Here is a 25,435-nt window from a genome sequence, read left to right as displayed (position 1 = left end):
CACTCGCCATGAAACCCACTTCCTACGCGGCTGCCTACGCCGCCAGCCTGGCCGATCCGGACGCCTTCTGGGCCGAGCAGGCCCGGCATATTCAGTGGTTTCAGAAGCCGCCCCGGCCTGTGCTCACCAAGGATACTGATACGGGCTTCTACCACTGGTTTCAGGACGGGAAGCTGAACACGGCCTATTTGTGCCTGGATTACCACGTAGCCAACGGCCGCGCCGACCAGGTAGCGCTTATTTATGACTCGCCGGTGACCAGCACCGTAAGCCGCTACACCTACCGCGAGCTGCTGGACCTCACGGCCCGCTTGGCCGGTGGCCTGCGGGCACTGGGGGTGGAGAAAGGGGATAGGGTTATCATCTACATGCCCAACATGCCAGAAGCCGTGGTGGCTATGCTGGCCTGCGCGCGGCTGGGCGCCATTCATTCGGTGGTATTTGGTGGTTTTGCGCCCCATGAGCTGGCCATGCGCATTGATGATGCCCAGCCTAACCTCATCATCTGCGCCTCAGCGGGAATTGAGATTGACAAGGTCATTCCCTACAAGCCCCTGGTAGATGAAGCCATCCGGCAGGCCACCTACCAGCCCGACCACGTGGTGGTACTGCAGCGCGACTGTGCCACCGCGGAGCTGCATGCCCCCCACGACGTTGACTACCAACAGCTGCTGCAGGCCGAGCCGGTAGAAGCCGTGCCCGTGGATGCCACCGACCTGTTGTATATTCTCTATACCAGCGGCACCACCGGCAAGCCCAAAGGCGTAGTGCGGGACCACGGCGGCCACGCCGTGGCTCTCAAGTACAGTATGTCGGCTGTTTATGGCATGCAGCCCGGCGAGACGTTCTGGGCCGCCTCGGATATTGGCTGGGCCGTGGGCCACAGCTACATTGTATATGGGCCGCTGCTGCACGGCTGCACCACCGTGCTGTTTGAAGGCAAGCCCGTACGTACGCCCGATGCCGGCACGTTCTGGCGCGTGGTGCAGGACCATCAGGTGCGGGTGCTGTTCACGGCGCCCACCGCCATCCGGGCCATCAAGAAGGAAGACCATGAAGGGGCGCTGGCCCGCCAATACAACCTAAGCAGCCTGCGCTACCTTTTCCTGGCCGGCGAGCGGTGCGACCCCGCCACCTACAACTGGGCCGGCCAGACTTTGGGCGTGCCGGTGGTAGACCACTGGTGGCAAACGGAATCGGGCTGGCCTATGCTGGCTACCATGGTAGGCCTGGCGGATGTGCCCCCACCACGCGCCGGCTCAGCGGGCCACCCCGTGCCCGGCTACGATGTGCAGATTCTGGACGAAGCCGGCCAGCGCGTGCCGGCGGGCACTACCGGCCTAGTAGCCGTGAAGCTGCCCCTGCCGCCCGGCTGCCTGCCCACCCTGTGGCGCAATGATGCCCGTTTTCAGCACGGCTACCTGACGACTTTTCCGGGGTATTATTTTTCCGGTGATGGGGGCTATCAGGATGAAGAAGGCTACCTCTACATTATGGGCCGGGTAGATGATGTCATCAACGTGGCCGGCCACCGCCTGAGCACTGGCGAGATGGAAGAGCTGCTGGCCGCCCATCCGGCCGTGGCCGAGTGCGCTGTGCTGGGCATTGCCTGCGAGCTGCGCGGGCAGGTACCCGTGGGGCTGGTGGTGCTGAAAGATGGCCAGACTATCAGCGAGGAGCAGCTGGAAAAGGAGCTGGTGCAGCGCATCCGGGAGCAAATTGGCGCCGTGGCCTGCTTCCGGCAGGCGGCCGTAGTGAAGCGCCTGCCCAAAACCCGCTCCGGTAAAATACTGCGTAAAACCCTGCGCCACCTGGCCGATGGCGACGACTTTACGGTGCCTTCCACCATCGACGACCCCGCCATTCTGGACGAAATTCGGCAGGTGATGAGTCGCCACAAAATGGGCCTGGCCTTTGATAAGCCCGAAACCCGGCTGTCATCCTAAGCAAAGCCCGGCGCTTGTTGGCTTCAGAATACAGTAAGAAATATTTGACATCGAACAACTCCCTAAACCACCATTCCCATGCCTGAAAATCCCACGAAACACGCCCGTATCCGCACGCTGGAAGAATATCACGATGCCTACCAACGCAGCGTTGAAAACCCGGAAGCCTTTTGGGCCGGGGTAGCCGAGCCGTTTAGCTGGCGGCGCAAGTGGGATAAAGTATTTGTCTCCGATATGACCGGCGGGCATAATGAGTGGTTTTCCGGGGCCCGCCTCAACATCACCGAGAATTGCCTGGACCGCCACCTGGCTTCCCGCGGCAACAAGCTGGCTATCATCTACGAGCCCAACGACACCAAGACGCGCCACCTGCGCCTGACCTACCGGGAGCTGCACCAGGAGGTCTGCAAATTTGCCAACGTGCTGCACAACAACGGCGTGGAGAAGGGCGACCGGGTGTGCCTGTACATGCCCATGATTCCGCAGCTGGCCATTGCCGTGCTGGCCTGCGCCCGCATCGGCGCCGTGCACTCCGTCATCTTTGCCGGCTTCTCCGCCACCGCCATTGCCGACCGGGTAAATGATGCCCAGGCCACCGTGGTGCTTACCGCCGATGGCCTGAACCGCGGCGCCAAGCAGATTCCGGTGAAGCGCGTGGTAGATGAAGCCCTGGAGCATTGCCCCAGCGTACGCCGCGTGATTGTGGTGGAGCACCTGGGCTGGCCCGTGCACATGCACGAGGGCCGCGACGTATGGTACCACGAAGAAGCCAAAGACGTAGCCAAAACCTGCCCCGCCGAGGAAATGGACGCCGAAGACCCGCTGTTCATTCTCTATACCAGCGGCAGTACCGGCAAGCCCAAAGGCGTAGTGCACAGCACCGCCGGCTACATGGTGTGGGCCGACTACACCTTCCGGAACGTGTTCCAGATGGAAGAAAACGATGTGTACTGGTGCACCGCCGACATTGGCTGGGTAACCGGCCACACCTATCTGCTCTACGGCCCCCTGCTTTCCGGCAGCACCTCGCTCATGTTCGAAGGCATACCCACGTATCCCGATGCCGGCCGTTTCTGGGAAGTTATTGACAAGCACTCCGTCAGCGTGTTCTACACCGCGCCCACTGCCATCCGCAGCCTGATGGCCGCTCCGCTGGACAACGTGCTCAGCTACTCCCTGGATTCCCTGCGCGTGCTGGGCTCCGTGGGCGAGCCAATCAACGAGGAGGCCTGGTACTGGTACTACCAGCACGTGGGCAAAGAGCGGTGCCCCATTGTAGATACCTGGTGGCAGACGGAAACCGGTGGCATCATGATTTCGGCGCTGGCCGGCATCACGCCCAGCAAGCCTACCCACGCGGGCCTGCCCTTGCCCGGTGTGCAGCCGGTGCTGCTCACCCAGGAAGGCCAGGAAATTGAAGGCAATGAGGAAGAAGGCTACCTGGCCATCAAGCACAGCTGGCCCGGCATCATCCGCACCACCTACGGCGACCATGAGCGGGCCCGCCAGACCTACTTCGGCCCGTACCCCGGCTACTATTTCACCGGCGACGGCGCCCGCCGCGACGCCGACGGCCTGTACCGCATCATTGGTCGGGTAGATGACGTAATTAATGTGTCGGGCCACCGCTTCGGCACGGCTGAAATCGAAAATGCCATCAACCAAAACCCGCACGTCGTGGAAAGCGCCGTGGTGGGCTACCCGCACGATGTAAAGGGCCAGGGAATCTATGCCTACGTCATCTGCCGCGAAGGCGTGCCGGGTAAAACACCCGAGAAGGACCACATCGAGGCCAGCATCATTGAAACCATCGTGGCGGAAATCGGCAAAATTGCCAAGCCTGATAAAATTCAGATTGTATCCGGGCTGCCCAAAACCCGTTCCGGCAAAATCATGCGCCGCATTCTGCGCAAAGTGGCCGAGGGCGACATCTCCAACCTTGGCGACACCTCCACTTTGCTGGACCCGCAGGTAGTGGATGAAATTATTGAGGGTAAGAAATAAGCGCTTGCACAAACAGCAAAAAGCCCGCCTCCGGTATCGGAAGCGGGTTTTTTACTGTTTGATTATGGGTTAACACAACCATAACCGTCATGCTGAGCGCAGCCGAAGCATCTCGCGTGCTTATGTTGTAGTGCTAACTATTTACCACACTAGCGAGATGCTTCGACTGCGCTCAGCATGACGTTCTTTTTTTTAACATGACTGCCTTTTTCCAGCAACCTCAGCACGCGAGATGCTTCGACCTGCCTCTGCATGACGCAGGGTGAACAGGGTAATGCCCTGTCTTGAAGGGATTTGGGGGGCTACAATGCCGGGGCTGGTAGTACCGTGCCGCGCACTTCGCCGAAGCCGATGCGCAGGCCGTCTTTTTTGGCGTAGCCTCGCATAATTACTGTGTCGCCGTCCTGGAGGAACTTGCGCTCCGAGCCATCGGGGAGGTGCAGAGGCTTGGTGCCGCGCCAGGAAAGCTCCAGCATAGAGCCATAAGAATCGGGGGTGGCGCCGCTGATGGTACCGGAGGCGTACAGGTCGCCTACCTCGATGGGGCAGCCGTTGCTGGCGTGGTGGGCCAGCTGCTGGGCCATGTTCCAGTACATGTACCGGAAGTTGGAATGGCAGATAACGGTTTCAGGGCCGTCTTTGGGCTGCAGCAGTACTTCCAGCTGAATATCGAAATTATGGTCGCCATCGAGCTGCAGGTAGGGCAGGGGCTGGGGCTTCTGTTCGGGGCCACTCACGCGGAAGGGTTCCAGCGCATCCATGGTTACCACCCACGGCGATACGCTGCTGCCGAAGTTCTTGCCCAGAAACGGGCCCAGGGGCACGTATTCCCAGCTCTGAATGTCGCGGGCGCTCCAGTCGTTGAACAGCAGTAGGCCAAAGATGTGGTCTTCGGCTTCGGCTACCGGAATGGTTTCGCCCATGGTAGTGCCGTCGCCTACTACAAAGGCCACTTCCAGCTCAAAATCCAACTGCTGGGAGGGGCCGAAGGTAGGAGCCACGGCATCGGGGGCTTTGCGCTGGCCGTTGGGCCGGCGGATGGGCGTGCCACTGACTACAATGCTGCTGGTGCGGCCGTGGTAGCCAATAGGAATATGGCGCCAGTTGGGCAGCAGGGCGTTGGCTGGGTCCCGGAACATGGTGCCCACATTGGTGGCATGCTCAATGCTGCTGTAAAAATCGGTGTAATTATGGGGCTTGATGGGGCGCAGCATACGCACTTCGCGCTGGCGCAGCAGGCAGTTGCGCATGGCCTCCTCATTATCGCGCAGGGTGGGGTTATCGTGCCGCAATAGCTCGCTGATGCGCTGGCGCACGGCCCGCCACACGGGCTGGCCCAGGCGAATAAAGGCATTGAGCGTGCGCCGCCGGAATACTTTGGGCTGCGCTGCCCCCAGGCCCAGATCATCGAAAAACCCATACTGCGCTACGGCATACAAGTCCAGCACGTACTCTCCAATGGCCACGCCCACGCGGGTGCCGCGCTCATCCGTTTCAAACACGCCAAACGGCAGGTTCTGAATCGGGAAGTCGCTGTGGGGCGGAATATCAATCCAGGAATGCAGGGTCGTGTCGTTCGGGTTGGCCATAGCGGGGAGAATAGGTTGGCCACAAATGTAGGGTAAGCTGCCAAATGATGAATGGGAGCCGGTTGTAGTGTTGGTTAGGTTAGTCAAGTTACGGCTACTACATTGAGCCGCCCAGGCTGAAATTTATAACGGTTACTGGTGTGCGAGTTTCACTAACGGATATTATACTAGCACTAGAAAGATTCCCGCTATTCAAGCTTAAAGTGACAGCGGAAATTCTTTGCTTAGCTTTCTGTTTAACTGAGATAATATCAAAGCATGGGCAAAATTAAAGGCAATAAAACGGAGCTATCCTTAGAACAACGCGAAGAAATTCTCGGGGCATTGAAAGCCCGTTTTGAGAAAAACATAAACCGTCATAAAGGGCTCAAATGGGCCAACATAGAAGCGCGACTGCTAGCCCAGACTGAAAAAATATGGTCACTCCAGCAGATGGAAAACACTGGAGGTGAACCGGACGTTGTGGGCCAGGATGAAAAGTCAGGAGAATATATCTTTTATGACTGTTCAACGGAAAGCCCTAATGGTCGCAGGAGTATTTGTTACGACCAGGCAGGTCTGGACTCAAGAAAAGAGCACAAACCAGAAAACAACGCTATTGATATGGCTGCTGCCATGGGCATTGAGCTTTTAACTGAAGTGCAGTATCGGGAGCTGCAGAAAACTGGAAATTTTGATACAAAAACATCGAGCTGGCTGCAAACACCTTCGGAGATTAGAAAACTCGGCGGTGCCCTCTTTGCTGAATTCCGCTATGGCACTGTATTCATGTATCACAATGGAGCACAATCTTACTATGGGGGCCGGGCATTTCGAGGCTCTTTAAGAGTTTAACTATTAAAAAATTATAAAACACCAAGCCCCGCTCTCACCGAAACCGGTAAAAGCGGGGCTTGGCGCCTAAAAGCAAAAAGGAAACTAGCGCACCTGACCGGCGGGCTGCTCCTGCATAGGCGTGGTATTAATGGCTTCTACCGACCGAATTTCCGGTACGGCTTTCTTCACCGATTCTTCCACGCCGGCTTTCAGCGTCATCGGCGACATGGGGCAGGTGCCGCACGCGCCCATCAGCTCCAGCTGCAGCACCATATCATCGGTGATGTTGAGGATGCGCACATTGCCGCCATCGGCCGCCAGGTAAGGACGGATGGTATCCAGGGCCTGTTCGATGCGCGGCAGGAGGGGATGGTCGACTACGGCAGGAGAATAGCTCATAGATAAAAAAGGTAACGCTGCGGGAGAAATCAAAACAGAGGAATAAGCAGCGGAAGCGTACGTAAAGGTAAGGCTTTGGGCAGAGTAAGTGAGCAACAAACAGCGCGGCAGCAAAGTTGCCGCCGTGCTGCCTATGCGGCAGCGCGACAGGCTAGGCCTTCATTTCCACTATCTGCGTGCGCGGCGCAATGGCGTTGCGGATGGATACCTGCCGGGCCAGCTCTTCGGCCAGCTGGGCAAACACCTCGGCCGAAGGGGTGCCAGGCTCCAGAATAGCCGGGGTGCCCTGGTCGCCATTCTCGCGGATGCTTTGCACCAGCGGAATGTGGCCCAGAAGCGGTACCTGGTGCTTATCGGCCAGGCGCTGGCCGCCACCTTCCCCAAAGATGAAGTACTTGTTTTCGGGCAACTCGGCGGGGGTAAACCAGGCCATATTCTCCACTATGCCCAGAATGGGCACGTTAATCTGGGGCAGGCGGAACATCTGCATGCCTTTCTCGGCATCGGCCAGGGCCACTTTCTGCGGGGTGGTTACAATGAGCGCGCCGGTTACGGGCACGGTCTGCACCATGGTCAGGTGAATGTCGGAGGTTCCGGGAGGCATGTCCAGGAGCAGGTAGTCCAGCTCGCCCCAGTCTACTTCCGTGATAAACTGCTTCAGCGCCGACGAGGCCATGGGGCCGCGCCACACAATAGCCGACTCAGCCGGGGCCAGGAAGCCAATGCTCATCAGCTTCACCCCAAACTTCTCAATGGGCTGAATCAGGTTTTTGCCTTCCGGCGACTGGTACACGTGGGGGCGGGCATCTTCCACGCCAAACATCAGCGGCATGCTGGGGCCGGAAATATCGGCGTCTACCAGGCCCACTTTGGCGCCGGTTTTGGCCAGCGCAATGGCAAGATTAGCTGTAACGGTGCTTTTGCCCACGCCGCCTTTACCGGAGGCAATGGCAATGATATTCTTCACGCCAGGCAGCAGGTCGCGGTTCTGGCGCATGCTGGTCACCCGGGAGGTCATGCTGATTTTTACGTCGGCCTCTTTGTCCACCATGGTATGAATGGCGCGCACGCATGCATTGTGAATCAGCTCTTTCAGGGGGCAGGCGGGGGTGGTGAGCACCACCGTGAAGGAAACCGTTTTGCCTTCAATTGCCACGTCCTCAATCATGTTCAGCGTGACGAGGTCTTTGCCCAGATCGGGCTCTTCCACGTAGCTGAGGGCTTTTAGGACGTCTTCTTTGGTTATCGTAGCCATTATATTCAGAAAGGAAATACGAATGCGGAGTGCAAAGATAACCCGGAAATGCGGGCGGTGGTTTGCAAAAGGCGCAGGGGTAAATTTTCGGGGAAGGCAGGGGGCAAAATCCCAATCCCTCTGTTATCATCGTACCTTCGCCGTCCAGCTTGTACCACCTGTTGCCCCGCATTCCCTTGGCCCGCATCCCCAAAGAAACCATTGACCAGATTCTGCACCACGCCGACATCGTAGAAGTCGTCGGCGACTTCGTTTCCCTGAAGCGGAAAGGTCAGAATATGTGGGCCTGCTGCCCGTTTCACCACGAAAAGTCGCCGAGCTTTTCGGTAGCGCCGGCCAAGGGCCTGTATAAGTGCTTTGGCTGCGGCAAGGCGGGGGGCGTCATTCAGTTTATCATGGATATTGAGGGCACCAGCTACGTGGAGGCCCTGAAATACCTGGCAAAAAAGTACGGTATTGATGTTCAGGAGGAAGAAAAAACCCCCGAGCAGCAGCTGGCCCAGAACGACAAAGACTCCCAGTTTATTGTCTCCAACTGGGCTAAGGACCACTACCACAAGCTGCTGCTGCACCACGAGGAAGGCCAGAGCATTGGCCTGAGCTACCTGCGCCAGCGCGGCCTGAACCAGAATACCATTCAGACGTTTGAGCTGGGCTACTCCCTCGACCTCTGGGACGACCTGCTGAAAGCCGCCGAGCGGGACGGCTACGACAAGAAATATCTTGAGAAAACCGGCCTCACCATCGTTAAGGAAGACGAGCAGGGCAAAGACACCGGACGCCGCTACGACCGGTTCCGGGGCCGCGTGATGTTCCCGATTCACAACGTTTCGGGGCGCGTGGTGGGTTTTGGGGCGCGCACGCTCAAGGCCAACGATAAGACGGCCAAGTACCTCAACTCGCCGGAGTCGGAAATCTACCATAAGTCGGATGTGCTCTACGGCCTGTACCAGAGCCGGCAGGCCATTCGCACCGAGGAGCAGTGCTACCTGGTAGAGGGCTACCTGGATGTGCTGAGCCTGCACCAGGGCGGCATCAAAAACGTGGTGGCCTCCTCGGGTACTTCCCTCACCGAAGGCCAGATCCGCCTGATTAAGCGCTATTCCGATAACGTAACGGTACTGTATGACGGCGACGCAGCCGGCATCCGGGCCTCCCTGCGCGGGATTGACATGCTGCTGGAAGGCGGCCTGAACGTGCGCGTGGTGCTGTTCCCGGACGGCGACGACCCCGACAGCTACATCCGCAAAGTTGGCGACCAGCGCTTTAAAGAACACCTGGAAACCGCCAGCCAGGACTTCATCACCTTCAAAACCAAGTTGGTAGCCAAAGAAGCAGCCCACGACCCGGTGAAGAAGGCCGAAGCCATTCGGGAAGTGCTGCAAAGCATTGCCAAAGTGCCTGACCCTATTAAACGGCAGGTGTTTTTGCAGCAAACCAGCAACACCTTCGGCATTGATGAGCAGGTGCTCATCACCGAATACAACAAGCTGGTCAAGAATGCCACCCAGAAAGCCGTGCCTTCGCCGGGCAGCGCGCCCACGGGGTTAGGGCAGCAGCCACCGGCTGCCACACAACGGGCCCTTTCGCCGGAGGAAGAAGCCGAGGCGCTGATGTACGGCGCCACGCCCGACGAGCTAGGCAGCGCCGCCACGCCCGGCCGCGACGAGCTGGAACCCATTGGTGACGTGCTGCAAACCTGTGAGCGGGAGATTGTGCGCCTGCTGGTACTCTACGCGCCCCAGCCCCTCTCCGAGGATGTAGCCGTGGCCCAGTACCTGATAGCCCAGCTGGAAGAAACTCCGCTGCGCACCCCGCTCTACGCCGATGTGCTGCACTGGTGCCAGCAGGAAATGGAGCAGGGCCGCTGGCCTGAGGTGCGCAACCTCATTCAACACCACCGCTCCGATATCCGCGCCCTCATTGGTGACCTGGCCACCGAAAAGCACGAGCTCAGCCCCAACTGGACCACCCACCAGATACACGTGCCGCGCGAGCTGGACCTCATTCAGCAGGCCTGCGACAATGCCATTTTGCGCCTGAAAAAGGAAGTGGTGCAGCGTGAGCTGAATAAGCTGCAGCTGGAGCTGCGCCTGACTCAGGACCCCGCCGCCGTAGACCGGATTCTGGAAAACCTCATGCTTTACAAGCGCTTGGACAATGAGCTGGCCGCCCATTTAGGCACCGTTATTCCGCGCAACATTGCATAGAAGCGCCATGCACCTAACTTAGCTCCGTGCGCTTAAACCAAATCCAATATTCGCCGGTGCCGCCTTCCGTCTGGAAGCGGGCCAACCTGAGCCGGTTTATCATAGCGCTGGTCGTTACGGGCATTAGCCTGTGTACCGGCGTGAGCGGGTTCATGTACTTTGGCGGCTACAATCTGTTCGATGCCTTTTACATGACCATGATTACCGTGTCTACGGTAGGCTTTGGCGAGCTGCATAGCATGGATCAGAGTGGGCGCCTGTTTGTCTCGTTTTATATCTTTTTCAACTTGCTGGTAGTGGCCTACCTGGTGTCGGTCCTCACTACTTATATCTTCGACGGCGAGCTGCGTAACATCTTCCATATGTTCAAAACCGACCAGGAAATCCGCCGTTTCAGCGGGCACGTGATTGTGTGCGGCTTTGGCCGCAACGGCAGCAAAGCCTACCATGAGCTGCGTAGCAACGGCGCCCGCGTGGTGGTAATTGAGCAAAATCAGAAGCTGATGCGTGACCGGCTGGAGGCTGGTATGGGGGAGGTGCCGGCCGTGTTTGGCGATGCTACCTCCGATGAAACCCTGCTGGCGGCCGGAATTGAGCGCGCCGCGGCCCTTATCACGGCCCTGCCCAAAGACTCCGACAACGTATTTGTGGCCCTCACGGCCCGGGAGCTGAACCCCAAAATCAAGATTATTGCCCGCGCCAGCCTGAAATCCAGCGAGGCCAAGCTATTGCGCGCCGGCGCCGACTCCGTGGTGATGCCCGATGAAATAGGTGGCTCGCACATGGCCAACCTGGTGGTGCGCCCCGAGGTAATCCGGTTTCTGGAGATGATATCGGGCCTGGGGCCCGATAAGCTGCGCCTGGAAGAGCTGCGCTATGCGGGCGTGCGCCGGGAGTTTCAGGGCAAAAGCATCCGGGAGCTGGATATTCGCTCCCGCAGCGGCGCTACGGTTATCGGCCTGAAGCTCAGCTCCGGGGAGTTTGTGGTGAGCCCCAGCGCCGACCTGCGCCCCGGCCCCGGCGACGTGCTGCTGCTGCTGGGAACGGAAACTCAGATTAAGCTGCTGGAGCAGCAGTTTCTGCCCTAAGCCCGGCGCTACTTGCGACGGGAAGTGTAGCTTTGCAGCAGCTTAGGTTTCGATATTTTTGCTAGCTGCTTGACTCTGTGCGCATTCTGCAACTCTGTCCGCGTGTTCCGTTTCCGCCGCATGATGGGGGCGCTATTGCCATGTATGATGTGGCGGCCGGCTTGGCCCGTGCCGGCCACGAGGTAACGGTGCTGGCCATAAATACGCCCAAGCATTTCCAGCCCGGCCACGTGCTGGAGCACCTGCCCGGGGTGCGGCTCCGCACCGTGCCGGTAGATACCCGCCTCTCGCCCTGGAAAGCGCTGCGCAACCTGGCTTTCGGGCAGGTGCCCTATAATGTGGAGCGGTTTATCAGCCCGGCTTACACGGCAGCTTTGCGCCAGCTGCTGCTCTCGGAGTCCTTTGATATCGTTCAGATAGAAGGCACGTTTGTGGCCTGGTACGTGGATGAGGTGCGGTCAGCGGCCCCCACGGTGCCCGTGGTGCTGCGGGCGCACAACCTGGAGCACGGCATCTGGGAGATGCTGGCCAGCCGGGAAACCAACCCGGCCAAGCGCTGGTACCTGAGCCACCTGGCGGCCGGTCTGCGCCGCTTTGAGCAAACGTATCTGCCCCGCTTTGATGCCATTGCGGCCATTACCGAGCCCGACCAGCGCCGCCTGCGGGAGCTTCGCTGCCCGGAGCCCATTGCGTTTATCCCGGCCGGCGTAGATCTGCAGCGTTTCCAGCGCAATAAGGCCATCCATGCCCGGCCGCGCACGCTGTTCATGATCAGCTCCCTGAACTGGCTGCCCAACCAGGAGGGACTGGATTGGTTTCTGAGTCAGGTGTGGCCGCGCATTACCGACCGGCTGCCCGACCTGGAGCTGCACCTGGCGGGCAAAGACATGCCCGAGCGCTACCAGCAGCTAAGTTTGTCCCGGGTGGTGGTGCATGGCTTTGTAGAATCCGCCGCCGAGTTTATGCAGCAGTATGAGCTGATGCTGGTGCCGCTTCTTTCCGGGGGCGGCATGCGGGTCAAAATCATTGAAGGAATGGCCCTGGGCAAGTGCATTCTCAGCACCGGCGTGGGCTCCGAAGGCATTTACTGCCAGAACAACAAAGACATCATTCTCTGCGACGACCCGGAAGAATGGGTAGAGCGCATTGAGCGGTATTATCACGGAGATTTATGCCACGATAAGATGGGCGAGGAGGCCACTGCCACCGCCCACCGCCTCTACGACAACCGCCGCATTATTGAGCGGTTCGAGGAGCTGTACCGCTCGCTAAGCCTGCAGCCGGCATGATCAGCACCGTGGCCGCTGTGGTTTTCTGGCTGAGTCTGCTGCTGGTAGCGCATACCTACGTGCTGTTTCCCTGGCTGCTGGCGCGGCAGGCCCGGGGGCGCCGGCAAAATGCGCAGGTATTTGCGGCTGATGCTGCTGACCTGCCCGCCGTAGACATCCTGCTGGCCGTGCACAACGAGGAGCAGGTCATTGAGGAGAAAATCCACTCCACCTTTGCCACCACCTACCCGCTGGACCGGCTCACCTTTTACATCGGCTCCGATAACTCTACTGACCGGACCCCGGCCTTGGTGGCGCGCCTGCAGCAGGAATACCCGCAAATCCGGTTCCGGCCTTTTTCGCAGCGCACCGGCAAACCCGGCGTTATGGAGGCGCTTTCCCAAGAAGCCACCGCCCCGGTGCTGGTTCTTACCGATGCCAACGTGTTTTTTGCCCCCGATACGCTCTACCAGCTGGTCAGGCATTTCTATAACCCGGCTATTGGCCTGGTGGGCGGCAATATCCTGAACCCTGAGCACCGAGAAGAAGGTATTTCGGGTCAGGAAAAAGCGTACCTGGAGCGCGAAAACCTTATTAAGTACCAGGAAGGCGTGGTGTGGGGCGCTATGATAGGTGCCTTTGGGGGCTGCTTTGCCGTGCGCCGCGCTGCCTACCAACCTGCCCCGGCCCACTTCCTCGTCGACGACTTCTACATATCCCTTGCGGTGCTGCGTGCGGGCTACCAGGCCATTAATGAACTGCAGGCTGTGTGCTACGAAGATGTATCAGACCGGCTGCCGGAAGAATTCCGGCGCAAGGCGCGCATCTCGGCCGGCAATTTTCAGAACCTGCGGGTGTTCCGGGGGCTGCTCTGGCCGCTGTGGTCGGGGCGGGCGTATGCCTTCTGGTCGCACAAGGTGCTGCGCTGGTTCACGCCCTTGCTGCTGCTTCTGATGCTGGTGGCCAACGGGGTGCTGGTAGCGCAGGGCGCCGGCTGGTTTTATCAGCTAACGCTGCTGGGCCAGCTTGGCCTGCCGCTGCTGATGGTGCTGGACTGGGTGCTGCGCAAAGCCGGGCAGCACAACCGGCTACTGCGCTTTATTACGCATTTTTACAGCATGAATGCGGCCTTGCTGGTTGGGTTCTGGCGCTTTATGCGCGGCATCAAAACCACTGTGTGGCAACCCACCCAACGCTTTCAGCAGGCCACCAGGTAGTTTTCCGGCGGTTTGTAGCTATTTGCTGGCTTCTGATTGTTCCTGCTTCATAGTGTAGGGTTCATGCAGAATCCTTCCTGGCCCTGAACAGGCCGCTAAAACTAAAATCTGACCATCCAACATGAAACAACTGCGGATTGCTATTGTGGGGTGCGGCAACATGGGGCTGGCCTTTGCCAAATCCTTTCTGCACTACAACCTGGTGGAGCCGCAGGACCTGCTCCTCATTGGCCGCCACGCCGCTCACTGCCACCTGTTGCGTCAGGCCCATCCGGCCTTATCCACCGGCCTGCTGGATGCCCAGGTCAGCACCTGCGACGTAGTTCTGATTGCCATAAAGCCTCAGGATTTTGGTGCCATGGCCGGGGAGCTGGCGGCCATATTGCGGCCGGAACAGGTGGTACTTTCCATTATGGCCGGCATTCCCATTGCCCGCCTGCAGCGGGAGCTGGGCCACGCCCAGGTGCTGCGCGCCATGCCCAATACTCCCGCTTTGCTGGGTATGGGCATCACGGGCTTCTCGGCAGCGCCGGAAGTAGAGCGCCTGCGCCTGCATCAGATAGAAAATCTGCTGAATGCCACCGGGCGGTCAATTTTTCTGGAAGATGAAAGCCTGCTGGATGCCGTGACGGCCCTGAGCGGCAGCGGCCCGGCTTACTTTTATTTTCTGGTGAAGGGCATGATAGAAGCCGGCCGGCAGATGGGTTTTTCCGAGTCGGTGGCGGCCCTGCTGGTAAAGCAGACCATGCTGGGCTCCTACCATTTGCTCAATAACTCGGAGAAAAACCTGGATGAGCTGATTGCCAACGTGGCTTCCAAAGGCGGCACTACCGAGGCCGCCCTGCGCCGCTTTGCCCAGGGAAACCTCACCGAAACCCTGATTGCCGGCATCCAGGCGGCCCGGCAGCGGGCCACGGAGCTGGCCGCCGAATAGCCGCCCCGCTGCCCCGCAGCTACGAAAATAAACCAACCTTGGGCCGGCTGCGGCCAGAGGCGTAACTTCGCGCCGCCGTTGCGGTTTACATGCCGGGCGTGCCTTTCTTTTTCCCGCCCAACACAGCCAGTATGCTTGATTCGATTGAAGATGCCATTGCCGACATCCGCGCCGGTAAAGTGGTGATTGTAGTAGACGACGAGGACCGCGAAAACGAAGGCGACTTTATCTGTGCCGCCCGCTGCGCCACTCCCGAAATTGTGAACTTCATGGCCACCCACGGCCGCGGCCTGGTGTGCGCCCCGCTGCTGGAAGACCGTTGTGAGCAGCTGGGTCTGGAGTTGATGGTAGGCCGCAACACGGCCCTGCACGCCACGCCCTTCACGGTTTCCATTGACCTGCTGAAGAACGGCGTTACCACCGGTATTTCTGCCTCCGACCGCAGCAAAACCATCCTCGCCCTCATCGACCCAGATACCAAGCCCGAGGAGCTGGGTAAACCCGGCCATATTTTCCCTCTCAAAGCCCGCAAAGAAGGCGTGCTGCGCCGCGCCGGCCACACTGAGGCGGCCATAGACCTGGCCCGTCTGGCCGGGTTTGAGCCCGCCGGCGTGCTGGTAGAGATTCTGAAGGAAGACGGCGAAATGGCCCGCCTGCCCGAGCTGCGGGAAGTAGCGAAAAAGTGGGACCTGAAGCTGATTTCGGTGCAGGACCTCATCAAGTACCGCCTGGAGAAAGAAAGCCTCATCACCCGCGAAATATCGGTGCAACTGCCCACCGAATGGGGCGATTTTGACCTGTATGCCTACACCCAGCGCTCTAACGGGGCCCAGCACCTGGCCTTGGTGAAAGGCGACCTGACCCCCGGCGAGCCGGTGCTGGTGCGCGTGCACTCCAGCTGCGTTACCGGCGACATCTTCGGCTCCTGCCGTTGCGACTGCGGCCCCCAGCTGCACCATGCCATGCAGCAGATTGAAAAGGCCGGCAAAGGCGTATTGGTGTATATGAACCAGGAGGGCCGCGGCATTGGCCTGCTCAACAAGCTGAAGGCCTACAAGTTGCAGGAGCAGGGCCGCGACACCGTGGAAGCCAACATTGAGCTGGGCTTTGGGATGGATGAGCGCGACTACGGCGTGGGCGCGCAAATCCTGCGCGACCTGGGCATCAGCAAAATGCACCTGCTCACCAACAACCCTCGCAAGCGCACCGGCCTCATCGGCTACGGCCTAGAAATAGTAGATACTGTGGCTATTGAAATTGAGCCCAATGTGCATAACCAAAGCTACCTCACCACCAAGCGCGATAAGCTGGGCCATACCATTCTCAGCAAGCTGCGTCCGGCTTAGCCGTTAATCAACCGCCGGTGAGGCCCGGAAACCAGCAGGTTTCTTCCTGTCTCGCTGGTGCAACTTCTACTAGCTAATCCAACAAAAAAAGGCCACTCCTGCACGGGGTGGCTTTTTTGTTGGGTTCTGGTTGTTTTTCAGGAATGCTTGAAATGTTGCTTCAAAGCAAAATTAATATTTGTAATAGTATTACTATCTAGTAAAGAAGTTTTTCTATATTTGCGGCCGAAGCTCCTGCCAGCCTATAGCGAAGATAGGCCCTGAAAGTAAAGCCCCTTTTTACACACAAGCCTCATGAGCACCGCACTGCGCATTGACCTGAACAAGAACCTGTACCTGCGCGACCCGCAGGATACCGACCTGGGCCGCCGCCTGGTGGCGGAGAGCGTGCTGTTGATTGATGAAATTGGCTTTGAGCAGTTTACCTTCAAAAAGCTGGCGGCGCGCATGGAGTCCACGGAAGCTTCTCTGTACCGCTACTTTGAGAACAAGCACCGGCTGCTGGTGTATCTGATGTCGTGGTACTGGGCCTGGCTGCGCTTCCAGATTCGGTTTCATACCCACAACGTGGCCAGTGCGCCGGAGCGCATGCGGCTTATCCTGGGCATTCTCACCCGGGCCCACCACGATGACCCCGCCACCACTCAGCTGGATGAAGCCGCACTTTACCGCCTGGTGATAAACGAGGCCTCCAAAGCCTACCTCACGCACGGCGTAGACGAAGACAACAAGGTGGGGCTGTTCCGCGAATACAAACAGTTGGTGGCTGATATCACCCTGGTAGTAAAAGATATAAATCCGGATTATGCTTTTCCACACGCTTTGGTAAGTACCCTGCTGGAGGCCGCCCGCAAGCAGCTGTTCTTTGCCCGGCACCTACCTTCTCTCACGGATGCCGACCCGCAGCAGGCCGCAGAAAAGGAGATTTATGCATTTCTGGAATCCCTGGTTTTTGGCGTGCTGAGTTGAGCAACCGGCACAAGCTTCAATCCGGGATTGTTGTAGTACCTGCTCGCAACCGGCAGGAACGGATGCTTCCCATTTACCCTCATTTTTGAAGACCATGGCAGACCAAACCGAAGCGAGACTAACGCCCGGCCAACGGATGTTCCGGTTGCTGGCCGCCGAACGCCGGGATATCACCTACCTGTACATCTATGCCGCGCTGGCCGGCCTCATCAGCCTCACGCTGCCGCTGGGGGTACAGTCCGTTATCGGGTTTGTGAGCAGTGGTGATGTAAGTACTTCCCTGGTGGTGCTCATCAGCTTTATTGTGGTGGGTACGTTTCTGGTGGGGGCGCTCCAGGTTATGCAGCTGTACCTGGTGGAGTTTATCCAGCAGCGTCTGTTTGCCCGCGTCAGCTTTGACTTTGCCGTGCGGCTGCCCCGGGTGCGCACCGAGGCGCTGAACGGCCAGTACCTGCCCGAGCTCATGAACCGCCTGCTCGACACACCCACCCTGCAAAAAGGCCTGGCTACCCTGTTGGTGGAGTTTTCGGCCGCCGCCCTGCAAATTCTATTCGGGCTTATTCTGCTGGCATTCTATCACCCCATTTTCATTGCTTTCGGGGTGCTGCTGGTACTGGTACTGGGGCTGCTGCTGCGCCTCACCAGCCCCAAAGGACTAAGCACCAGCTTGCAGGAATCGAAATACAAGTATAAAGTAGTGGCCTGGCTGGAAGACATTGCCCGTACGGCGCAAACCTTTCGGTACCCGCCGCGGGAGGAGCTGGCTTACAACCGCACCGATGAGCTGGTGGGTAGTTACCTCACGGCCCGCCAGCAGCATTTCAAGGTGCTGCTCACGCAATACTTCGGTTTTGTCGCCTTTAAAACGCTCATCACGGCGGCTTTGCTAATTATAGGTTGCTGGCTGCTGATAAACAAGCAGTTGAACATTGGGCAGTTTGTGGCCGCCGAAATTGTGATAATCCTCATCATATCGGCGGTGGAGAAGGTGTTAATCAAGCTGGATGTGGTGTATGATGCCCTGACCTCCATTGATAAAATTGGCCAAGTGCTGGACCTGCCGGTAATACCCCCGCGGGCCGGTTCGGAAATGCCCCTGCCCACGGGGCGCTGCGGGCTGCAGCTGGAACTACGGGATCTGGGCTACCAATACCCGGGAAGTAAAAAAGTGACCCTGCAGGAGGTAACCCTGAGCCTGAGTGCCGGCGAGCATCTAGGCCTGACGGGCCACGATGGCAGCGGAAAAAGCACCTTGCTGCGGATGCTGGCCGGGCAGCTCATTGATTTTTCAGGCGTGGTGGCGTGTGATGGGCTGGCTATGCAGGACCTATCGGCTGCTACCATTGGCCTGCACATTGGGGATAATATCTCGCACCAGAACCTGTTTGAGGGCACTGTGCTGGAGAATATAACCCTGGGTCAGGCCGGTATCTCCCCTGAGGATGTAGCCTGGAGCCTGGAGCTGGTGGGCCTGCGCGAGCAGGTGTACAGCCGGCTGGGCGGGCTGCAGGCGCCGCTGGGCATTGGTAGCCCCCTGGCCGATAGCTTCCGCCAGAAGCTGCTGCTAGCACGGGCCCTGGTGCGCCGACCCCGCCTGTTGCTGCTCGATAGTTTCCTGCCCGGCGTAGAGCCTATGGAGCGGCTGCGCATTCTCACGCGGGTGCTGGCCCCGGAACATTGCTGGACCGTGGTGCTGGCCACCAACGAGCTGCGCGAGCTGGCCCTGTGCCCGCGCCTGGCTTTCATGCGCGCCGGCCGCGTGTTGGCTGACGGGCCCTTTGCGGAGATGTCGAAACGGCCGGAACTACAATCGTTGCTGGCATAAATAGCCGCCCTGCCACCGGCGAGATAGTACTACTCACACAAGCTTAGACTTACCCCCAATGCCTTTCGCTGAAAATCCCCTGGATGAAACCAACCCGGCGGTAGCGCGCTTCCGCTCGTTTGCCCGGGTGCAAACGCCCACCATGGGGCGCACGCTGGCCCGCTGGGTAGGGGCGCTGGGGGTATTGGTGCTGCTGGCCGGGTTTCTGCCCTGGACGCAGAACATCCGCTCCTACGGCCAATTGACCACTCTGCGCCCCCAGGACCGCCCGCAAACCGTGCCCAGTACCATTGCCGGGCGTATTGCCCGCTGGCACGTGCGGGAAGGCCAGCTGGTAAAAAAGGGCGATACGCTGGTTGAAATCACTGAAATCAAGGAGAAATATTTCGACCCCCAGCTGCTACAGCGCACCCGGGAGCAGCTGCAGGCTAAAATTTCGGCCCTGGAAGAAAACCGGGGTAAAACGGTGGCCCTGGGCTCTCAGCAGCAGGCCCTGCGCAGCGGTTTGCGCATCAGCCTGGACAAAGCCCGCAACAAAGTAAACCAGACGCGCCTCAAGCTGAACTCTGACCAGGCCGAGCTGCGCGCCGCCAACAACGACCTGGAAATTGCGCGCCAGCAGCTCACGCGCCAGGAGGCCCTTTACAAACAGGGATTAAAAAGCCTGACGGAGCTGGAACAGCGCCGCCTTAAGTTCCAGGAAAGCACCGCCAAGCAGCAGTCCGCCGAGAACAAAGTGGGGGCCAGCCAGCAGGAGCTGCTCAATGCCCAGCTGGAGCTGTCCTCGCTGCAGGCCGAATACCAAGATAAGCTGGCCAAGTCAGAATCGGACCGGCGCTCGGCCGTGGCGTATCAGTTTGATAGTGAAGGCCAGATTGCCAAGCTGCGCAATGAGCTGGCTAACCTCAGCATCAGAGCCGGCTACTACTATATTCAGGCCCCGCAGGATGGCTACGTGGTGCGGGCCCTGAAAGAGGGCCTGGGCGAGATGGTAAAGGAAGGCGAGCCGATTGTGACGGTGATGCCCCAAACCCCGGCCCTAGCCGCCGAGCTGTACGTGAAGCCCATGGACATTCCCCTGCTCACCGTTGGGCGCAAGGTGCGGCTGCAGTTTGATGGCTGGCCCGCGCTTGTGTTCAGCGGCTGGCCGGGCTCCAGCTTTGGTACGTTTGGGGGCCGCGTGGCCGTCATTGATAATATTGGCTCCCAGGGGCAGTACCGCATTCTGGTTACCCCCGATCCGGACCTGGAGCCTTGGCCACAACCCCTGCGGGTAGGCTCCGGCGTGTACGGCTGGGCCCTGCTGGATGATGTGCCAATCTGGTATGAGCTGTGGCGGCAGCTGAACGGCTTTCCGCCCAATTTTGTGGGCAGCCCGGTGGCAGAGGCCAAGGCTGGCAAGTCCGCCAAAGCCGCCGATAGCGGGGGAGAGGAGGAAGGCAAATGAAACAACTGAAGTGTGCCTTTTTGCTGGGTATTATGTTGGTTTCCCTGCCCGGGCGCGCCCAGGTAGCCGGCAACTGGCCGCCGGCCGGTATGCCGGAAGTAGTGGAATCCCGCCCCGTCGACTCAGCCCAAATATTCACCCTGCCGGACCTACTGACTTACGTGGCGCTGCGCCACCCCGTGGCCCGCAAAGCCGGCCTGCTGCCGGAGCGCGCCCTGCAGGAGGTGCGCTACGCCCGCGGCCTTTTCGACCCCACCGCCACCAGCAAATACTACGGCAAGACCTTCAGCGGCAAAGAATATTTTCATGACTGGGACGCCCAGCTGCGCATTCCGGTGTGGTATGGCCTGGATGTGAAAGCGGGCTTCGACCGGGGCGTAGGACCCTACATCAATCCGGAAAGCAGCACTTCGCCCGCGGGCCTGAGCTACGTGGGTATTTCGGTGCCGCTGGGGCAGGGCTTGCTCATGGATGAGCGCCGGGCCGCGGTGCGGCAGGCCCAGGCCCTGCAGGGCCTGGCCGAGGCAGAACGGCGCAGCGCCCTCAACAAATTGCTGCTTCAGGCCACCAAAGACTACTGGGACTGGAGCCTGAGCTACCAGCGCCTGCAGCTGCTGACCCAGAATACCGACCTGGCCCTTATCCGCCTGCAGGCCATCCGGCAGCGCGTACAACTCGGCGACCTGGCCGCTATTGATTCCGTGGAGGCCCTCACAGAGCTGCAGAACCGGCAGGCAGTGCTCAGTCAGGCCCGGGTGCAATTCCGGAACGCCACGCTGCTGCTCAGCAACTACCTCTGGGACGAGCTGCAGCAGCCCCGCGAGCTGCCGGCCACGGCCCGCCCCCAGCTGCTGCCCGGCCCCACCGAGTGGCGTCCCCTTTCGGCTGATTCGGTGTGGGCTCTGGCCCAGGTAGCCGGGCAGGTGCATCCGGAGCTGCAGAAAAACCAGGCCAAGCTAAACCAGCTGGGCGTGGAGCGCCGCGTGCTTGCCAACAAGCTGTTGCCCAAGCTTTCCGTGGAGTATAACCTGCTGCAGGCCGGGCAGCCCTTCAATCCGGAAAAGCCCGCCAGCCTCAGCGGCACCTACCTCGAAAACAACTACAAGCTGGGTCTGAGCTTTGCGTATCCGTTGCTGCTGCGCCAGGAGCGGGCCAAAATCCAGCTAAACCGCCTCAAGCTGCAGGAAACCCAGCTGGATCTGCAGCAGAATACCCGCGACATTCAGACCGGAGTACAAACCGCCGCCAACGACTGGGAAGCCCTGCGCGAGCAGCTGGCCCTGCAGGAGCAGGTAGTGCGCAATGCCAGCCGCCTGCGCGAGGGCGAGCAGACACGCTTCGAAAACGGGGAAAGCTCCGTGTTCCTGCTCAACTCCCGGGAAGCCAGCCTGGTGCTGGCGCGCGTAAAACTGGCCGAGCTGCAGGCCAAATACGCCCAAACGCAAGCTACCCTGCGCTGGGCGGCGGGCGGGGCGCCGGGGCAGCCGTAAAGCATCCGTTTGCAGCAGGAAAGTATAGACCGTTAGAAATGGAAGTGGAGTGTTGTAAACGGCCACAACCTCCCTATATTTCACGACTATGACTATTCTAAGGCAATTAGATCTAAAGGTTCTGGCAATTGGATTGCTATATTTTATCTGTCCATCAAAAGTGAAGGCGCAGCCCAGTTATGTACAGCACTTTGCGGCGGCTACGGTACTGCTGGCTGACGGCGACACTATTCGGGGGCCACTGATTTTGCACCACAATGAGGATGTTATCCGCATCACCATGCCGGATAAGACGGTGCGCACATTCTCACCTATTGCGGTAAAATCTTTTACAGTGAAGGGAGAGGTAGATAATAACCTGACCGAAAATCAAGCCTATCCCGAAAAAAAGCCCCATCCCGATGATTTATCCATGAGGCAAATCGGCTACGCAAACAGTAGCGGGTACTCCTTCAATAGCCGGTCGAGTTACAAACAGGCGCTTCCTCTGTGGCTTACCCGGTTGGATACGTTGCACGTAAAGGTGTACCGCACCTACCGCTGGAACCGCAGCCAGGCGAATTCCAAGTTTACATTACCGGTATTCTTTGAGCAGCTCAGCAATGGGCCTGTATGCCTGTTGCGTCGTCAGGAGTTGGAGAAGCGCGTGATTCGTGCCTATAGTAATTCCAGCACCTACAATCAGGAAACCAGATTTTACCGACCGGTGAAGGATCTGCTGTACCTGGGTACGCCGCAAGGGGAGGTAGTGCCGTTGCGTAAACCCAAAAAGGACCTGCTGGGCTTCTATCATACCAAAAGCCGCCAAATTCAGCAGTATGCCCGGCAAAACAAGCTGGACTTCTCCTTTTCACGGGAGCTTGCTTTGATCGTGGACTATGCCAACTCCATCAGTGCTCCCGAGCCTGCCCAAGAATAGTAAAAGGCACTGCGTATGGGTCTGACTTTGTCCGCCTTATAGTCCTTGGAAAAGGCTCTGAAAATCCATATATTTCTAAGGCAATGACTATGAAACGGCACGGTTTATCCTGGATTTTGCTGAGTGGACTGCTCACGGCGCTGGTACCTGCCGCGCAGGCTCAGCGCAGCTTTGTGCAGGAGTTTGCGGGCGCCACGGTGCTCCTGGCCAATGGCGACACCATTCGGGGGCCTTTGATTCTGCACCGGAGCGAAGACGTGATTCGCATCACGCGGCCGGATCAGACCGTCAGCACGTTGTCGCCGGTAGCGGTGAAGGCCTTTGCGGTAAAGGCAGAAGTGGGGAATAACCTGCCCGCCTACCGCTACGATGATTTTTACGATGCCCGCAACGGCTACTTCTACGGAAACCCGCCGCTATATACGCCCGCTGTTGCCATGCGCCGTAACCAGCGGGATACCACCCGGACGCGCATATTTCGCACCTACCGCTGGAACCGCGACCAGGACTATTCGGACTTTAAGTCGCCGGCCTTTTTTGAGCAGCTGAGCGCGGGCCCCACGCTCTTGCTGCGCCGCCAGGAACTGGTAGAGCGCAACGTAGTAGATCCGTATAACCGGGGCCTCAGCCGCGGTATGTATGGCCCGCCCGGTACGCGCTACGGTAGCCTGACGGAAATCAAAGACATGCTGTACCTAGCTACTCTGCAGGGCGAAATTGTGCCCCTGCGCAACCCCAAAAAAGACCTGCTGAACTACTTCCGAACGTTTAGCCGCCAGATAGAGCAGTATGCTAAGCAGAACAAGCTCAATTTTGGGGTGCCCCGGGAGCTGGCCTACATCGTGAACTACGCCAACTCGCTGCAACCCCGGCCTGCCATGCCTTAAGCGGGCGGAAAACTATAAATCCCGGTTACGAAGCAGCAGGTAGCTCAGGCCCCAGAACAAGGCAATGTAAGCCAGGGCAAAAGGCACTGCCTGCGCCGGCGTAAGAGCCCCGGTGGGCCCGGTTACCGTGGTTAAAAGCTCCTGGCCGGGAGTAGGTGTGAGGCTGCCCAGCAGCTTAGCCGGGAAGTAGCGGTCCAACTCATCGGGCAGCTGGGAGCGAAGCAGGGGCTCAGCAATCCACATATACACCAGAAAGGAAATGATGGCCGCGCCGCTTTTGCGCACCAGAAAGGCCAGCAAAGCCGCCAAGCTCAGGTAGCCCAGGGCCTGCAGCGCATATAGGGCTACCGCGCTCAAATCGGCGGTAATAGCGCCGGGAGCGGGCTGGGGGCCGCGCGTGAGGCCAAAGAAAAGGCCCACAGCCAGCACTACCAGCGTGGCATACACCACCAGCGCCCCGGCCACGCCCAGCTTAGCCTGCACCAGCTCGGCGCGGGAAAGCCCGTCAATCACCTGCTGCCGAAACGTGCGGAATTGAAACTCATCGGTAATCAGAATGATGAGCAGAATGCCCAGCAGCAGGTTGAAGTAGCTGGCCACGTAGCCCAATCGGCTCCAGAGCTCAGGAAAGGCGTACAGGGAGTTGCCGATGGGCTTTCCATTGATAACGGTGCCGCCGCTCATGGCCACAAAGCCCGTTAGCAGCAGGGCAAACAGCAGCAGGATAATCCAGACGGTGCGATAGGGAAGAATTTTGCGGAGTTCGGCGCGAAACAGCACGGCAAAGAGTGTTGAAGTAGAAGGATTACTGTGCCTGCGTGAGGGCCAGGAACTGGGTTTCCAGGCTGCGCTGGCGCATTTCCAGACCGGCCAGTACAATGCCCTGCTCAAACAGGGCCCGGTTTAAAGCGGCCGGGTCATAGCCCTCGGCCAGCTGGGCGCTGAGGCGTCCGTCAGCTTCCGGCTGCACGTCGTTAACCCAGGGAAGCTGGGCCAGGGCGTGCGGCAGGGCGGTGGCAGGAGTGCCGGCCGCGGGGCGCAACACCACCCGGTCGGCGGTGGCCAGAATGTCGGCTACACGGCCGGCGGCGCGCAGCTCGCCCCGATGCAGCACGGCCACATGGGTGCATACTTTCTCAATCTCATCAAGCAGGTGACTGGCAATTATGATGGTTTTACCTTCGGCCGCCAGCCGCTGAATGAGGGTCCGTACTTCGGCAATGCCCTGCGGATCCAGGCCGTTGGTGGGCTCGTCCAGCACCAGCACCTCGGGTCGGCTGAGCAGGGTTGCAGCCAGGGCCAGGCGCTGCTTCATGCCCAGGGAGTAGGCAGAAAAAGCATCATGCTGACGGGCCAGCAGGCCCACGGCTTCCAGCGCATCATCAATGGCCCCATCTTCGGCGTGCTTCACGGCGGCCACTACCTTCAGGTTCTGGCGGGCCGTGAGGTAGGGAAAGAAGTTTGGCGTTTCCAGCATGGCCCCCACGCGCCGCTTGCTGGCTGAGGATATGGGCTGCCCGAACCAGCGCACCGTGCCGCTGCTGGCATTGAGCACGCCCAGCGCCAGCCCCAGCGTGGTGGTTTTGCCGCTGCCATTCGGCCCCAGCAAGCCATACACGCTGCCCGCCTCTACGGTCAGCGTGAGCCCCCGAAGCGCCTGCGTGCGACCGTAGTTTTTTGATAGATTATTTAACTCGAGGACAGCCATTCTTTTGGATGAGAGCTGGATTGAAATAGGTAATGGAAAGACCGTGCTGCTGAGCGCAGTCGAAGCATCTCTACCGCTTCGTTGCCAAGGTATACCACACTAGCGAGATGCTTCGCCT

General features: G+C 59.3%; 20 protein-coding genes. 15 read left to right on the top strand and 5 right to left on the bottom strand.

The annotated features are described in order from the left end of the window. The first annotated feature begins 8 nt into the window (after window positions 1-8). Both AM218_RS07020 and acs read left to right on the top strand, forming a co-directional pair. Window positions 9-1,946 carry a propionyl-CoA synthetase gene (locus tag AM218_RS07020; RefSeq protein ID WP_054413124.1) on the top strand — a complete coding sequence of 646 codons (1,938 nt, stop codon included), beginning with the start codon at window positions 9-11 and terminating at the stop codon, window positions 1,944-1,946. A 78-nt stretch (window positions 1,947-2,024) separates the two neighbouring features. Next, window positions 2,025-3,950 carry an acetate--CoA ligase gene (gene acs, locus AM218_RS07015; RefSeq protein ID WP_054413123.1) on the top strand — a complete coding sequence of 642 codons (1,926 nt, stop codon included), beginning with the start codon at window positions 2,025-2,027 and terminating at the stop codon, window positions 3,948-3,950. 302 nt (window positions 3,951-4,252) lie between these two features. Here the strand turns inward: acs and fahA are convergent, their stop codons facing one another. After that, window positions 4,253-5,539 (bottom strand): fumarylacetoacetase, encoded by a 1,287-nt coding sequence (gene fahA, locus AM218_RS07010; RefSeq protein WP_197274034.1) that lies wholly within the window; start codon window positions 5,537-5,539, stop codon window positions 4,253-4,255. Between the two features lie 258 nt (window positions 5,540-5,797). Between fahA and AM218_RS07005 the strand changes: the two genes are divergently transcribed. Continuing rightward, window positions 5,798-6,373 carry a DUF4256 domain-containing protein gene (locus AM218_RS07005; protein WP_054413120.1) on the top strand — a complete coding sequence of 192 codons (576 nt, stop codon included), beginning with the start codon at window positions 5,798-5,800 and terminating at the stop codon, window positions 6,371-6,373. A gap of 84 nt (window positions 6,374-6,457) precedes the next feature. Here the strand turns inward: AM218_RS07005 and AM218_RS07000 are convergent, their stop codons facing one another. Continuing rightward, window positions 6,458-6,754, bottom strand: coding sequence for a NifU family protein (locus AM218_RS07000; RefSeq protein WP_054413118.1), 297 nt, complete (start codon window positions 6,752-6,754; stop codon window positions 6,458-6,460). A gap of 151 nt (window positions 6,755-6,905) precedes the next feature. Beyond that, a complete protein-coding gene (locus AM218_RS06995; RefSeq protein WP_054413116.1) occupies window positions 6,906-8,009 on the bottom strand; it encodes an Mrp/NBP35 family ATP-binding protein in 1,104 nt (367 codons plus the stop codon). Window positions 8,010-8,158: 149 nt separating this feature from the next. On the opposite strand from AM218_RS06995, the gene dnaG reads away from it, so the two are divergent. The 12 genes from dnaG (at window position 8,159) to AM218_RS06935 (ending at window position 23,609) form a co-directional block, all read left to right on the top strand. Beyond that, the gene (gene dnaG, locus AM218_RS06990; protein WP_231717563.1) at window positions 8,159-10,219 is read left to right on the top strand and encodes a DNA primase; all 2,061 of its coding nucleotides are present in this window, start codon (window positions 8,159-8,161) and stop codon (window positions 10,217-10,219) included. A 26-nt stretch (window positions 10,220-10,245) separates the two neighbouring features. Next, on the top strand, window positions 10,246-11,307 hold the full coding sequence (locus AM218_RS06985) for a potassium channel family protein (protein ID WP_054413113.1): 1,062 nt from the start codon (window positions 10,246-10,248) through the stop codon (window positions 11,305-11,307). 77 nt (window positions 11,308-11,384) lie between these two features. Then, window positions 11,385-12,596: a glycosyltransferase family 4 protein gene (locus tag AM218_RS06980; protein WP_157547565.1), complete on the top strand. Its 1,212-nt coding sequence runs from the start codon at window positions 11,385-11,387 to the stop codon at window positions 12,594-12,596. Further along, window positions 12,593-13,792: a glycosyltransferase gene (locus AM218_RS06975; protein ID WP_054413109.1), complete on the top strand. Its 1,200-nt coding sequence runs from the start codon at window positions 12,593-12,595 to the stop codon at window positions 13,790-13,792. The genes AM218_RS06980 and AM218_RS06975 overlap by 4 nt, the downstream gene beginning before the upstream one ends. A 130-nt stretch (window positions 13,793-13,922) precedes the next feature. Continuing rightward, entirely contained in the window at window positions 13,923-14,726 is an 804-nt protein-coding gene (proC, locus tag AM218_RS06970; RefSeq protein WP_054415373.1) for a pyrroline-5-carboxylate reductase, read from the top strand. Window positions 14,727-14,857: 131 nt separating this feature from the next. Then, window positions 14,858-16,072, top strand: coding sequence for a bifunctional 3,4-dihydroxy-2-butanone-4-phosphate synthase/GTP cyclohydrolase II (locus AM218_RS06965; protein ID WP_054415372.1), 1,215 nt, complete (start codon window positions 14,858-14,860; stop codon window positions 16,070-16,072). A 294-nt stretch (window positions 16,073-16,366) separates the two neighbouring features. Next, a complete protein-coding gene (locus AM218_RS06960; RefSeq protein WP_054413108.1) occupies window positions 16,367-17,041 on the top strand; it encodes a TetR/AcrR family transcriptional regulator in 675 nt (224 codons plus the stop codon). Between the two features lie 94 nt (window positions 17,042-17,135). Beyond that, window positions 17,136-18,866 (top strand): peptidase domain-containing ABC transporter, encoded by a 1,731-nt coding sequence (locus tag AM218_RS06955; protein WP_071843870.1) that lies wholly within the window; start codon window positions 17,136-17,138, stop codon window positions 18,864-18,866. A gap of 58 nt (window positions 18,867-18,924) precedes the next feature. Next, on the top strand, window positions 18,925-20,313 hold the full coding sequence (locus AM218_RS06950; RefSeq protein WP_054413104.1) for an HlyD family secretion protein: 1,389 nt from the start codon (window positions 18,925-18,927) through the stop codon (window positions 20,311-20,313). A 32-nt stretch (window positions 20,314-20,345) separates the two neighbouring features. Further along, window positions 20,346-21,803, top strand: coding sequence for a TolC family protein (locus AM218_RS06945; protein WP_197274033.1), 1,458 nt, complete (start codon window positions 20,346-20,348; stop codon window positions 21,801-21,803). 160 nt (window positions 21,804-21,963) lie between these two features. Beyond that, window positions 21,964-22,722, top strand: a complete 759-nt coding sequence (locus tag AM218_RS06940) for a hypothetical protein (RefSeq protein ID WP_054413100.1) — start codon at window positions 21,964-21,966, stop codon at window positions 22,720-22,722. An 89-nt stretch (window positions 22,723-22,811) separates the two neighbouring features. After that, window positions 22,812-23,609 (top strand): hypothetical protein, encoded by a 798-nt coding sequence (locus AM218_RS06935; RefSeq protein WP_157547563.1) that lies wholly within the window; start codon window positions 22,812-22,814, stop codon window positions 23,607-23,609. Window positions 23,610-23,621: 12 nt separating this feature from the next. Here AM218_RS06935 and AM218_RS06930 read toward each other — a convergent pair whose 3' ends face one another. Further along, window positions 23,622-24,389 (bottom strand): DUF2705 family protein, encoded by a 768-nt coding sequence (locus tag AM218_RS06930; protein WP_054413095.1) that lies wholly within the window; start codon window positions 24,387-24,389, stop codon window positions 23,622-23,624. A gap of 25 nt (window positions 24,390-24,414) precedes the next feature. Continuing rightward, window positions 24,415-25,317: an ABC transporter ATP-binding protein gene (locus AM218_RS06925; protein WP_054413094.1), complete on the bottom strand. Its 903-nt coding sequence runs from the start codon at window positions 25,315-25,317 to the stop codon at window positions 24,415-24,417. Window positions 25,318-25,435 lie beyond the last annotated feature (118 nt).

The organism is Hymenobacter sp. DG25A (genome assembly GCF_001280305.1).
Lineage (GTDB): Bacteria > Bacteroidota > Bacteroidia > Cytophagales > Hymenobacteraceae > Hymenobacter.
Note: the sequence above shows the minus strand (reverse complement) of the source record. Positions and strands in the feature narration are given on the sequence as shown.